Source organism: Limimaricola cinnabarinus (assembly GCF_047631075.1).
GTDB lineage: Bacteria > Pseudomonadota > Alphaproteobacteria > Rhodobacterales > Rhodobacteraceae > Limimaricola > Limimaricola cinnabarinus.
Window position 1 is genome coordinate 1 of sequence record NZ_JBLHYX010000014.1, and the last position, 12,562, is coordinate 12,562.

A 12,562-nucleotide genomic window follows, 5' to 3' on the forward strand; every position below is an offset into this window, starting at 1 on the left:
GCCCCGCTCGGTGATCTGTGCGACCGCGTCCCGCTTGAACTCCTCGCTGAACTTGCTGCTGCTCATCATGGCCTCCTTGCCTCAAAATTAGCGAAGAAGGCGTCCACAAGACACGGGGCTATTCAGACGAAGTGACCACGAACCAACTGGCTTCAGCCCTCGCCGCACGGAACCGTTTGAACCACGGCTTCTTCCTTCACCACGGCTTTAGCATCCAATCGGACGAAGGAAGGGAAGCTATGGTAGCCGATCTGGATAAGCTTCACGACGAGCTGTTCCATGCGTGGCAATTGGCTTCGGCCATGTCCGACCTTGCAATGAGAGCGCTACATGAGCCGTAGCTGCCACATGTACTGGCCCTTGACCAAAGCACCATGACGCGCAAATGTGGTACACAGCAGACGACGGCTCCAAATGGACCACATCAGGGCGAAAAAGCGATCCTAATCAACACCTTGGTGCTGAAGGCGTAGTATCCCTGTCTCTCCGCCATATCCCTGTTAGAGTGCAGAGAAATCACCGCCACTGGCGGGGCTTCTCCGGCGTTGGCCCGGGCATTCGGTACAAAAAAACATTCAAGCATGGCAGCGTTCGGTAACGCTGGTTAGCGCGTCAATGACCGACATCTGCGAGACCACTTTGAAGCGGAGATCACGCACAAGGTCGACCTCGCAAGGGCGGCGCGACCTGGAATGTTGGTCCGTGCGACGAGCGTCGCGAGGGCATATTGTTCCGATCGTGGCCTCGGCAGTTGGACATGCGCTCTTATTTCCAAGACCAACGTTGAACTCGTCGCTCCAAGACGGCAGGTGGGTCGTCCAACACCAAGGAGCTTCACCATGCTGAAAACGGTCATTGCCGCTGTCATCGCTACCAGCGGTCTGTCGGGCGCCGCCATGGCGCAGGAGAACGACACGCTGCGCGTCGGCATGTCCGGCGGCTACTTTCCCTTCACCTTCGTGCGTCAGGATGAGCTGCAGGGCTTCGAGGTCGACGTGATGAACGCTGTCGGCGAGGAAGCCGGCCTCGACATCGCGTTCGAGACGATGTCGTTTTCGGGTCTCATCGGTGCGCTCGAGGCCGGGCGGATCGACACGATCGCCAACCAGATCACCATCACCCCCGATCGGGAGGCGGCGTTCGCCTTCACCCAGCCCTATGTGATCGACGGCGCGCAGGTGGTGACCAAGGCGGGCAATGACGAGATCGAGGGCGTCGAGGACCTGCGCGGCCGGACCGTCGCAGTGAATCTCGGCTCCAATTTCGAGCAGCTCCTGCGCGATCTGCCCTTCGCGGACGAGATCGACATTCGCACCTACGAATCCAACATTGAGCAGGACACCGCGCTTGGCCGTGTCGATGCCTTCGTGATGGACAGGGTCTCCTCGGCGCAGGTGATCGCCGAAAGCCCGCTGCCTCTGGAACTGGCCGGGGAGCCGTTCTCCGAGATCCGCAACGCGCTGCCCTTCCGTGACACCGAGGAGGACCGCGCGATGCTCGAGCGGGTCGATGCGGCACTGACCGCGCTCAAAGAGGACGGCACGCTGTCCGACATCTCGAAGAAGTGGTTCGACAGCGACATCACCACCTCCGCGACCGCGGTCGAGTGAGCTGATCGATGCGGGCACTCGACCTCGACTACATGATGGGGCTGGTGCCCGTCATTCTCGGCTACGTGCCGATGACCCTGTTCATGGCGGTGGTGGCGATGGCCTGCGCACTGGTGCTGGCCTCGCTTCTGGCCGTCGAGCGGGTCATCCGTGTGCCGGGCCTCGATTGGCTGGTGATGCTGTTTCTCAGTTTCTTTCGCGGCACGCCCCTCTTGGTGCAGCTGTTCCTGTTCTACTACGGTTTGCCGCAGGTTCTCGCGTTCCTGACGCAGATCAACGGCGTCACGGCCGCGATCATGGGGCTGACGCTGCATTTCTCGGCCTACATGGCCGAGGCGATCCGCGCCGCGATCACCGGCGTCGACCGCAGCCAGTGGGAGGCCGCGCAATCCATCGGCATGACCCAAGGCCAGATGATGCGGCGGATCGTTTTGCCGCAGGCCGGACGGATCGCCGCGCCGACGCTGGTCAACTACTTCATCGATATGATCAAGAGCACCTCTCTCGCCTTCACGCTCGGGGTGACCGAGATGATGGGCGCGACACAAAAGGAAGCCTCGGGCAGCTTTCTCTATTTCGAGGCTTTCCTCGTGGTGGCGGTGATCTACTGGATCATGGTCGAGACGCTGAACCAAGGGCAGAAACAGCTCGAGGCCCATCTCAACAAGGCGTATGCGCGATGATCTCGGTTCAAGGTCTCATCAAGAGGTTCGGCGGCACGGCGGTGCTGGACGGGATCGACCTCAACATCGCAGAGGGCGAGCGGGTCGTCGTGATCGGCCCCTCCGGCACCGGCAAGTCGACGCTGCTGCGATGCCTCAACTTCCTCGACCGGCCCGATGCCGGAACGATCCGGGTGGGCGACGTCTCGGTCGATGCCGGCCGCGCTTCGAAACGCGACATCCTCGCGCTGCGCCGCGCCACGTCGTTCGTGTTCCAGAACTACGCCCTCTTTGCCAACAAGACGGCGAAGGAGAACATCATGGAGGCGCTGGTCACGGTACAGGGCCGTTCGCGGGACGAGGCGGAGCACCGCGCGCTGGAAGTGCTTGCCGAGACCGGGCTCGCCGGAAAGGCCGACAGCTTTCCAGCCGCGCTTTCGGGCGGGCAGCAGCAGCGCGTCGGCATCGGCCGGGCCATGGCCATCGGCGCGCAGCTCATGCTCTTTGACGAGCCGACCTCGGCGCTCGATCCCGAATGGGTCGGCGAGGTGCTCGATCTCATGCGCCGTGTCGCCGAGCAGCGCCAGACTATGCTGATCGTGACGCATGAGATGCAATTCGCCCGCGAAATTGCGGACCGCGTGGTCTTCATGGAGGGCGGCCGCATCGTCGAGCAGGGCCCGCCGAGCGAGGTTCTCGACGCGCCGCGCGACGAGCGGCTCCGGCGATTCCTGCGCAGGGTCGCCTGACCTCGCCCGCGATCCCCGGGGAGTGCCGGATCATGACGAGTTTCTGCGCGGCAAGCCCGGCGCGGGCGTTCGCCACCCTCTTCCGGTCAGGGAAGGCCGCAGCACTTCGGCAACATCGGCGCGGGCTACCCAACCGGACCGCGCGATCCCTTCCACAGTTCTGAAGTTCTGAGCAAAGCATGGCGCTCGCGAGCGATGCCCGAGGTTCCTCATGGCGCAGGTTCAGACTGCCTCGTGACAGAAACTTCGTCCCAATAGCGACCCATTCGATGCATGGCTCGTTGGAAGTCGATACACCCGACGCAAGTTCAACCGTCCCACAGCATTGGCAGGCCCATGAGTTCCGGAATATTCGCTCTTCTCGACGACGTCGCCCTGATCGCCCGAATCGCTGCGGCGTCGCTCGATGACGTGGCCGCAGCCACCGTGAAGGCGGGCAGCAAGTCCATGGGCATCGTCATCGACGACGCCGCCGTCACCCCCAAATACGTTCTGGGCTTCATGGCCGACCGGGAGCTGCCGATCATCCGCAAGATCGGCATCGGCTCGCTGCGCAACAAGCTGCTGGTGCTGCTGCCGGCGGCCCTCGCGCTGAGCTTTCTGGCACCTTGGGCCATCACGCCGCTTTTGATGCTGGGTGGGCTCTATCTCGCCTATGAAGGCGCCGAAAAGGTAGCCGAGGTCTTTCTGGGGCACGGGCACGGTGCGGCCAAGGCGGCACCGCTCGACGAGGAGAGCACCGTCAAGGGCGCAATCCGCACGGATTTCATCCTGTCGGCAGAGATCATGGCGTTGACGCTGTCGACCGTGGCGGGCCAGCCCTTTGTTACCCAGGCTCTCGTGCTCGGGGTCGTCGGCGTGTTCATTACCTTCCTCGTCTACGGCGCCGTGGCGATCATCGTGAAGGCCGACGATGTGGGCGCGGCGCTGGCGGCGCGCGGCCCGGACGGGTTCGTTCCGGCCTTCGGGCGGCTGCTGGTCAAGGGCATGCCCTATGTGCTCGACCTTCTGTCGATTGTCGGCACGGCGGCAATGCTGTGGGTGAGCGGCGGGATCCTGATCCACGGGCTCGAGAACTATCACATCGCCCTTCCCGAACACGCGGTCGAGGGGGCCAAGGAATACGTCATGCATCACGTGCCGGTCCTGCCCGAGGCGCTGGGCTGGCTGACCGGTGCGACGTTGATGGGCCTGTTCGGCCTCGCAGTGGGCGCGGTGCTCGTGGCGGTCCTGTCGCTGTTGCCTGCCAAGTCCAAGGCGCATTGACCGGGCCTCGGATGAGGATGCCTGTCCGCATCTCGTGGGCAGGGCCGTAACGGCCCCGCCCGACTCAGACCGAGACGCCGCGCAGCAGCTCGTCGCGGCTCACCCCGTCGCGGGTGCCGGTAAGGGTCACTCGCCCCCGCCGCATCACGACGAAGCTGTCGGCGAGCTCGTAGGCGAAGTCGAAATACTGCTCGACCAGCACGATCGCCATGTCGCCCCGGTCGCGCAGCTTGGAAATGACGCGGCCGATCTGCTGGATGATGTTGGGCTGGATGCCCTCGGTCGGCTCGTCGAGCAGCAAAAGGCGCGGCTTGAGGATCAGCGCGCGGGCGATCGAAAGCTGCTGCTGCTGGCCGCCGGAAAGGTCGCCGCCGCGCCGGTGCTGCATCTGGTGCAGCACGGGAAACAGATCGAAGATGTCGTCGGGCACCTTCCGCTCGGCGCGCGGCAGTCCGGCAAAGGCGGTCTCTAGGTTCTCGCGCACCGTAAGCAGCGGGAACACCTCGCGCCCCTGCGGCACATAGCCCACGCCTGCCCGCGCCTTGCCATGGGCGGACATCCCTCCGATGTCATCGCCATCGAGGGTCATGCGGCCCCTGCTTGCCGGGTGACGCCCCGACAGCGCCTTGAGCAGGCTGGTCTTGCCGACGCCGTTGGTGCCCATCACGCAGGTCACCTCGCCCGCCCGCGCGGTCATCGACACGCCATCGAGGATCTGGCTATGGCCGTAGTGGAGGTCGAGATCGGTCACGTCGAGCATGTCTATCGTCCCAGGTAGACGTCGATGACGTCGGGGTTGGAGGTCACGTGATCGAGACTGCCCTCGGCCAGAACCGATCCCTCGTGCAGCACCGTCACGCGGCAGTTCAGCCGTCGCACGAACTCCATGTCGTGCTCGACCACCACCACGGCGCGGGTCTTCGCGGCCTCGACGAGGATGTCGGTGGTCTTCTCACGCTCTTCGAGCGTCATGCCCGCGGCGGGCTCGTCCACCAGCAAGAGCCGCGGCTCCTGCGCCAGCAGCATGCCGATCTCGAGCCATTGCTTCTGGCCATGGCTGAGCTCGCCCGCCTTGCGCGCCAGGTGCGCGGTGAGGCCGATCTTTTCGGCCAGCGCCTCGACGCGGGCGATGTCGCCCTGGCCGGGGCGGTAGAACAGCGCGGCGAACGGCCCGCGCCGGTTCTTGAGCGACACGATGAGGTTCGACTGCACCGTCTGGTCCTCGAACACCGTGGGCTTCTGGAACTTGCGCCCCACCCCTTCACGGGCGATGCGCGCCTCCGACAAACCAAGGAGCGACAGCCCCTTTTCGCCCCAGCGGATCGTGCCCTTGTCGGGGCGGGTCTTGCCGGTGACGATGTCCATGAAGGTGGTCTTGCCCGCGCCGTTGGGCCCGATTACCGCGCGCAGCTCGGCCGCGCCCATGCGGAACGACAGGTTGTTGATGGCACGAAAGCCATCGAAGCTCACCGAGACGCCGGACACCTCAAGAAGCGTGCTCATGCCTCTGCCTCCTCTTCGCGGAACGATCCCCGGTCTGGGCCGAGATCGACGCCGTGACGCGAAGGCCGGCGGCGGTGGGTCCACAGATCGACCAGACCGCCAAGCCCGCGCGGCGCGAACAGCGTCACCGCCACGAAGCTGAGGCCGAGGATCACCAGCCACCAGTCGACCCAGACGATGCGCAGCGGACCGAGGTCCAGATCCGGCAGCTGGCCGGAGGTGAAGAAGGAGGACACCAGGCTCACCACGATGGCGCCGATCACCGCGCCGTAGAGCCGGCCCCGCCCGCCGATCGCCACCCAGACCGCGAGGTAGATCGAGGCGATGGGCATCATCTCGGCGGGGTTCACGATCCCTGCCTGCGGATAATAGAGCGCGCCCGCGATGCCGGTGATCGCCGCCGACAGCGTGAAGATAGCGAGCTTGAACCCCTCGACCGGGTAGCCGAGGAAGCGCACCCGCGCCTCGTTGTCGCGGATGCCGCGCAGGATCGCGCCGAACTTGCCCGACACCACCCAGGCGCAGAGCACGTAGCCCAAGCCGAGCGCCACGGCAGAGCCCCAAAGGAACCACAGCGCGACCTGCGCCTGCGGCACGTCGCCCTGCCCCGGCAGGTTTTGCAGCCCCGACAACCCGTTGTTGCCGCGCAGCCCACTGTCGTTCTGGAACAGGTAGAGCGCCAGCGCCAGCGTCATCGCCTGCGTCAGGATCGACAGGTAGACGCCGGTGACCCGGCTGCGGAACGCCAGCCAGCCGAAGACCAGCGCCAAGAGCGACGGCACCAGCACCACGAGCGCGAGCTGCGCCCAGAGGCTGCCCGACAGGCTCCAGATCAGCGGGAAATCGGACGAGCCGACGACGCCGAAGATCTGTCCGCCCACCGCGTCGCGGATCTCGGCGGGGGTCGGCGGGATCACCGAACCCGCGAGGCTTTCGGCCACGATGTTTTCGGTTCGGGCCGTCATCAGCCACATGCCGATCATGTAGCCGCCCAGCGCGAAGAAGGCGATGTTGCCTAAGGACAGGATGCCCGCATAGCCCCAGACCAGATCCATGGCGAGCGCCGCGAGCGCGAGGCACAGCGTCATGCCGAGCGTCTTGACGAAGCTGGTGGACAGCCCGCCGCCCGCCGCCTCGGACAGGATCGAGACGAGGAAGGTGACGAGGAGCAGCGCGCCGAGCATGATCGGGACCGACGGGTTGCGCTTGAGAAAGGAGCCGGTCATGGGGCCTCCGATGCGATGTGAGGGGCGGTCATGCGGTCAGTCTCCCGCCGCGCGGCCCCGGAGCGCGATGATGCCGCGCGGCCGGAACTGGATGAAGATGATCACGGCGACGATCATGTAGGTCTGCGCCGCCAGCGTGTTCGAGGGGTTGAGCACCTCGATGCCCTTTTGCAGCCCACCGATCATCGCGGCCCCCGCAAGGGTGCCCCAGATGTTACCGACGCCGCCGACGACCACGGTCATGAAGCTCTGCACGATGTAGTCGGCCCCCATCTCGGAGGTGACCTTGGCATAAAGGCCGATCGCCACGCCCGCAATGCCCGCGATGCCCGAGCCGAGCCCGAAGGTCAGCATGTTGACCCGGCCCGGATCGATGCCGACCGATCCCGCCATGCCGGGGTTCTGCGTTACGGCGCGGGTCTCGAGCCCGAGCCGCGTGCGCTTCATCAAGAACAGAAAGAAGCCGAGGAACATCAGCGCCAGAACGAAGATCGCGATGCGGATGTAGCTGATCCCGACCACGTCGTTGAGGATCCACGCGCCGCCGAGCCAGTCTGGCGCGGTGAGCGGGCGGGCCTGCGTGCCGAAGATGATTTTGGCGAGTTGCTGCAGCGCAATCGAAATGCCGAAGGTTGCGAGCAGCGTCTCGAGCGGGCGATGGTAGAGATGCCGGATCACCAGCCGCTCCATCGCCACGCCCGCAGCAAAGGTCAGCACGAAGGCGGCAGGCAAGGCCACGATGAGCGACAGCGTGCGGTCCGGCACGATCTGCTGCACGAGATAGGCGGTGTAGGCCCCCATCATGATGAATTCGCCATGCGCCATGTTGATGACGCCCATCACGCCGAAGGTGACGGCAAGGCCGATGGCGGCGAGGAAGTAGATCGAGGCAAGGCTCAGCGCATCGAGGCCGATATCGACCCCCTTCATCGCGCCGACCCGCAGCCCGATCGAGGTGATTGCCGCGCGGGCGGCGTCGGTGACGGCGCTGCTCGGCTCGGCATAGACGTCGAAGAAGTCATGCGCCCCGAGCGCGGCCTCGACGTCGCCATCCTCGACGCGCGGCGGCACGGTGCCCCGGGCGGCCAGCGCGTCATAGACACGGGCTCGGACGGCGGGATCGCCGAGCGCGCCCAGAGGCACGCCGCCGACGCGGCCCGCCTCCCGGTTCGCCTCGAGGGCTGCGCGGATGTCGGATTTGTCGGGACGCGCCGGGGCGAGGCCCTCCTCGACCAGCCGGGCATAGGCCGCGCCCATCGACAGCCTCTCGCCTCCGGGCGACAGGGCGCGCGCGACGTTGCCCTCGGGCGTGGCGCCGGCGGGCACGACCTCAAGGCGCGTGGCCAGGAGCGGGTTGAGCGCGGCGCGCACTTCGACGGCGGTATCGGTCGACAGCGCCTCGATGGCGGCGACGCGCTCGGCCTCATCCGTGCCAAAGCGCATGGTCAGAAGCCGCTCCAGCCGGATCTTGCGGGCGCGCAGATCGGCGTCCTCCTCGGTCTCGATCGAGGCGCGCAGCGGTGCGAGCAGCTCCGGCTCGGGGTCGCGCGTGATCGAGACCAGCGCCTCGCGGCGGCGGCGCGGCTCGGGGTCGGTGAGCTGGAACTGCACCAGCGCCGTGCCGATGAGGGCGCGGATGCCGCTGTTGGGCTTGATCTGCTCCATCGCGTCGGTGTTGGCCGGGCCGGTTTCCTCACCGGTATCGACATCGACGAGGATTTCGGCCCCGTCCCTTTCGATCACCCGCCAAAAGCGCCCCTCGGCATCGCGCCACAGCGCCTTGTTCTGCCAAGCCTGCAGAACCGGCTGCACCCGCTCCAGCCCGCTCGCGACGATGGCGTCGATCGCGGGTTGGATGGTGCGCCGCGAGCTCTGCTCGATCAGATCGCCCTGATCCTGCAAAAGATCCTGCACCGATCCGGTCTGCGCTGTGGCAGGCCCGAGAGCCAGCCACAGCGCCGCCAGCGCCGTCATGAATATCCGTGTCATCCGTTCGCCCCCGTGGGTGACCGGGGCGCAATCCGCCCCGGCCCTTGCGTCGTCAGTAATTCGACTTGGTCTGCACGCAGGTCTCGGTTTCGGTGTTGTACATGCCGCAGCCGAGATCCTTCCAATCCGAGGTCAGCACCGCGCTCTCGGGCAGGAAATCGGTCCAGGCGTCGCCGGGCACCGGGTCGGTCTGGGTCAGGATGTCGAACTGCCCGTCTTCGGTGATCTCGCCGATCAGCACCGGCTTGGTCAGGTGGTGGTTGGGCAGCATCTCGGCGGTGGAGCCGGTGAGGTTCTCGAAGGTCTGGCCGTACATCGCCTCGCGCACGGCATCGACCTCGGTGCTGCCGGCCTTTTCGACCGCCTGCGCCCACATATTGAAGCCGATGTAATGGGCTTCCATCGGATCGTTGGTGACCCGCTCCTCGCCCATCTTCTCCTTCCACTTGGCGACGAACGCCTCGTTCGCCTCGCCATCGGCGGACTGGAAGTAGTTCCATGCGGCGAGGTGACCGACGAGGTTCGAGGTGTCGAGACCCGACAGCTCCTCCTCACCCACCGAGAAAGCGATGACTGGGATGTCCTCGGCCGAGACGCCTTGCGCGGCGAGTTCCTTGTAGAAGCCGATATTGGCGTCGCCGTTGATGGTCGAGATCACGCCGACCTTCTTGCCGTCGGCGCCCAAGCCCACGACGTCAGAGACGATCTTGGACCAGTCGGAATGGCCAAAGGGGGTGTAGTTGACGAAGATGTCGGCGTCGGCGACGCCCTGGTCCTTGAGATAGGCTTCGAGGATGTTGTTGGTGGTGCGCGGATAGACGTAGTCGGTGCCAAGGAGCGCGAACTTCTCGACCCCCATCTCCTCGATCATGTAGTCGGTCGCGGGGATCGCCTGCTGGTTCGGCGCGGCGCCGGTGTAGAAGACGTTCTTCGAGCTCTCCTCACCCTCGTACTGCACCGGGTAGAACAGCAGGCCGTTCAGCTCCTCGACCACCGGCAACACCGACTTGCGGCTCACGCTCGTCCAGTTGCCGAAGATCACGTCGACCTCGTGCACCGACAGAAGCTCGCGCGCCTTTTCGGCAAAGAGCGGCCAGTCTGAGGCTGGGTCGACGACCACCGCCTCGAGTTCGCACCCCAGAAGGCCACCCTTGGCGTTCTGATCCTCGACCAGCATCAGAACCGTGTCCTTCAGCGTGGTCTCGGAGATGGCCATGGTACCCGAAAGCGAGTGCAGCACGCCCACCTTGATCGGGCAGGATGCGTCTTGCGCCATGGCGGGGGCACTCAGCGCGCCGATCGCGAGGAAGGCGGCCAGTGAAGTCGAGGGTCTGATCATCTGTCGGTCTCCTGGCGGAAGCGGCGGGGCGGGGATTGCCTCTCGGCCCTGCCCGCCCTAGCTCAACTTCCGCAACTGTGTTGCATCCGGGGGGCGGCCGCCGCGAGGTCCAAGTCCAGTGGCCGTCTCCCTCCCGCCCTCATGGCCCATCGGGCGAATGGTCGGGATGGCACACGGTTCGGCCAGAGCCGCCGCGGGTGCAATCGAGGCCAAATGCATTTTCGACACGCGACACGACTTGCCTCTTCTGGCGGCGCTCAGGTGGCGCGATGTCGCAAAATTGGGCAACGTCGCCCGGGCTGCCGTCTATTGGAGCGCCACGCCGCGCTGGCGCAAAAAGATCGGGCGGTGCAGGCTTGGCGGAGTCATCCCGAACCATGCCGCGGGGCGGAGTTTTGGGCAGAATCGAAACGGAAGGACCGATGATCGCAGCCATGCCGCCGGTGGCTTTGACGGTGCGATGCCGCCCATTCGCGCTCGTGACCTTCCCTTGAGCCGTTCCTGCGGTCCCGTTCCACCACGTGTGCCTGAGAGCGCCTTGCTGCATGCCGCCCACAAGGCGCTGTCGATCACGACCGTCGAGCTTCTGGGGGATGCGGATCAACTGATCTGCATCGTAACACGTGGCGGCGACGAAACGCTGACCTGCGGCGCATCGATCCATGCGGTGGGCCGCGCCGGAGCCGAGGTCGAGGTGATCTGCCTGACCCAAACCGCGCCCGCGCCGCAGGCCGACCCCCGGCAGGAGGAGACCGCGCAGGCGGTTCTGCCTTGGTCGAACATTACTGCAACACCCTGAACTGTATTTCTCGGGCTAGGGCGTATCGGCCCCGGCACATGCGCCGCCCGCAGCGGTGGCACCGATGACGAGATGCACCGAAACATGGCTCAACCCGAGCCGCCCGTCGGGGCGCGGATGCTCGGCCCGCCAGCGCGTCTCGGCGGCGCGCATCGCCCTCCGCCCCCAGCCCGCCCGTGCGTTGCCGGTGACGCCGGTGGCCCGCAGGTGCCGCAAGAGCTGCGGCAAGTCGTCGAACCCCAACACCTCGCGCCGGATTTCGACCGCCCGCAGAGCCAACCCCCGAGGCAGCAGGGCAGGCCAGTCGGCGGGATCAGCGTAGAACAAAGGCTCAGGCGCCGCCAGCGCCGCCAGCTCCGCGAAATGGCCGCGACCGAAGCCGCCGATCAGCAATCGCCCATCCGGCGCGAGATGCCGCGCCAGCCGCGAGAGCAGCGCGGCGGGATCGGCGATCCACTGGATCGTGGCCCCCGAGGCGATCAGGTCGAACCGGCCGTCGAGGGCGATGTCCTCGATCGGTCCGGGACGGAACCCGGCGCGCAGATCGGCAGGAAGATAGGCGACCGCCTCCGGCAGCAGGTCGTTGGTCTCGAAGCTCTCGATGGCGAAGCGCGACCGCAGAGCGGTGGTCAGAAGCCCGGTGCCGCTGCCGAACTCGAAGGCGCGGGCAATCCGCGGCCCGACCCCGTCCTCGACCAGCATCCCGGCCAGCCGCGCGGCACTCGCCGCCTGCACCCGCGCCTCGTCGTGATAGCTCGGCAGGCCCCGCCGAAACGCACGTGCCACGCGGTCGGTGGCGATGCTCATCCAAGCACCTCGTTCCAACTCTGCCAGAGGCCGAAGGGGCAATGCGGCGCTTCGACCACGCGCAGGGGCACGCCTTCGAAGGCCCGCCGCAGGTTGGCCTCGGGGAACACGTGGTCACGCGACGCTATCACAGCGTTGTTCCAGACGACCTCTGGCGCAACTCCGCGCGCCTCCACGACGTCGAGCTCATCTCGCAGGGCGTCGATATCTGCATCCGCCACCGGCGGGACCCCGACCCGATCGAGAAAGAGCTTGAGCGTATCCCGATCGAGCCGGTCGCGGGTGCGCGCGAAGATCGCAGGGGGAATGCCGAGGCGGCGGTCGACCGGCACGGGGCTGCCACACAGCGCGACGCGCCGGTCGAACCCGGTCGCCTGCCCGGCCTGCCAATGCGCATAGGCCGCGACACCGAAGGACCACGCGACGAGGGAGCGCCGCGCATAGCCCTCAAGCGAGGAAAGCTCGGCCCCCAGATCGCGCCAGTCGTCGCAGAACAGCACGTCACAATCGCCCGACAAATGTGCCAGCGGCCCGGCCCCGGCGGCCCAACCGCCAAAGGCGACGATGACCTCCGACGCATCGCTCGGCCCGGCCAGCCAGCGCGTCCGCATG

General features: G+C 66.3%; 13 protein-coding genes. 5 read left to right on the forward strand and 8 right to left on the reverse strand.

Features of this window, described 5'->3' with window-relative positions; genetic code table 11:
- Positions 1-152: 152 nt before the first annotated feature.
- Positions 153-281 (reverse strand): hypothetical protein, encoded by a 129-nt coding sequence (locus ACJASC_RS12095; protein ID WP_415146276.1) that lies wholly within the window; start codon positions 279-281, stop codon positions 153-155.
- 558 nt (positions 282-839) lie between these two features.
- On the opposite strand from ACJASC_RS12095, the gene ACJASC_RS12100 reads away from it, so the two are divergent.
- The 4 genes from ACJASC_RS12100 to ACJASC_RS12115 all read left to right on the forward strand — a co-directional run bounded on the left by ACJASC_RS12100 (position 840) and on the right by ACJASC_RS12115 (position 4,287).
- Positions 840-1,610: an amino acid ABC transporter substrate-binding protein gene (locus ACJASC_RS12100; RefSeq protein ID WP_415146277.1), complete on the forward strand. Its 771-nt coding sequence runs from the start codon at positions 840-842 to the stop codon at positions 1,608-1,610.
- Positions 1,611-1,618: 8 nt separating this feature from the next.
- Positions 1,619-2,293, forward strand: coding sequence for an amino acid ABC transporter permease (locus ACJASC_RS12105; RefSeq protein ID WP_415146278.1), 675 nt, complete (start codon positions 1,619-1,621; stop codon positions 2,291-2,293).
- Positions 2,290-3,021, forward strand: a complete 732-nt coding sequence (locus ACJASC_RS12110; RefSeq protein WP_415146279.1) for an amino acid ABC transporter ATP-binding protein — start codon at positions 2,290-2,292, stop codon at positions 3,019-3,021. The genes ACJASC_RS12105 and ACJASC_RS12110 overlap by 4 nt, the downstream gene beginning before the upstream one ends.
- Before the next feature lie 336 nt (positions 3,022-3,357).
- On the forward strand, positions 3,358-4,287 hold the full coding sequence (locus tag ACJASC_RS12115) for a DUF808 domain-containing protein (RefSeq protein WP_415146280.1): 930 nt from the start codon (positions 3,358-3,360) through the stop codon (positions 4,285-4,287).
- Positions 4,288-4,351: 64 nt separating this feature from the next.
- Here the strand turns inward: ACJASC_RS12115 and urtE are convergent, their stop codons facing one another.
- Genes urtE through urtA form a run of 5 tightly spaced genes read right to left on the reverse strand, consistent with a single transcriptional unit; the run spans position 4,352 to position 10,344 of the window.
- On the reverse strand, positions 4,352-5,047 hold the full coding sequence (gene urtE / locus ACJASC_RS12120) for an urea ABC transporter ATP-binding subunit UrtE (RefSeq protein WP_021694196.1): 696 nt from the start codon (positions 5,045-5,047) through the stop codon (positions 4,352-4,354).
- A 2-nt stretch (positions 5,048-5,049) separates the two neighbouring features.
- Entirely contained in the window at positions 5,050-5,790 is a 741-nt protein-coding gene (gene urtD / locus ACJASC_RS12125; protein ID WP_021694195.1) for an urea ABC transporter ATP-binding protein UrtD, read from the reverse strand.
- Positions 5,787-7,016 carry an urea ABC transporter permease subunit UrtC gene (urtC, locus tag ACJASC_RS12130; protein ID WP_415146281.1) on the reverse strand — a complete coding sequence of 410 codons (1,230 nt, stop codon included), beginning with the start codon at positions 7,014-7,016 and terminating at the stop codon, positions 5,787-5,789. The genes urtD and urtC overlap by 4 nt, the downstream gene beginning before the upstream one ends.
- Before the next feature lie 36 nt (positions 7,017-7,052).
- Positions 7,053-9,005, reverse strand: a complete 1,953-nt coding sequence (gene urtB / locus ACJASC_RS12135; protein ID WP_415146282.1) for an urea ABC transporter permease subunit UrtB — start codon at positions 9,003-9,005, stop codon at positions 7,053-7,055.
- 52 nt (positions 9,006-9,057) lie between these two features.
- Entirely contained in the window at positions 9,058-10,344 is a 1,287-nt protein-coding gene (urtA, locus tag ACJASC_RS12140; RefSeq protein WP_021694192.1) for an urea ABC transporter substrate-binding protein, read from the reverse strand.
- Positions 10,345-10,867: 523 nt separating this feature from the next.
- On the opposite strand from urtA, the gene ACJASC_RS12145 reads away from it, so the two are divergent.
- Positions 10,868-11,143 carry a hypothetical protein gene (locus ACJASC_RS12145; RefSeq protein WP_415146283.1) on the forward strand — a complete coding sequence of 92 codons (276 nt, stop codon included), beginning with the start codon at positions 10,868-10,870 and terminating at the stop codon, positions 11,141-11,143.
- A gap of 15 nt (positions 11,144-11,158) precedes the next feature.
- Here the strand turns inward: ACJASC_RS12145 and ACJASC_RS12150 are convergent, their stop codons facing one another.
- Together ACJASC_RS12150 and ACJASC_RS12155 are read right to left on the reverse strand one after the other, a co-directional pair.
- The gene (locus tag ACJASC_RS12150) at positions 11,159-11,950 is read right to left on the reverse strand and encodes a methyltransferase domain-containing protein (protein WP_415146284.1); all 792 of its coding nucleotides are present in this window, start codon (positions 11,948-11,950) and stop codon (positions 11,159-11,161) included.
- A complete protein-coding gene (locus ACJASC_RS12155) occupies positions 11,947-12,561 on the reverse strand; it encodes a pimeloyl-ACP methyl esterase BioG family protein (RefSeq protein WP_415146285.1) in 615 nt (204 codons plus the stop codon). Before ACJASC_RS12155 ends, ACJASC_RS12150 begins: the two co-directional genes overlap by 4 nt.
- Position 12,562: the final 1 nt, after the last annotated feature.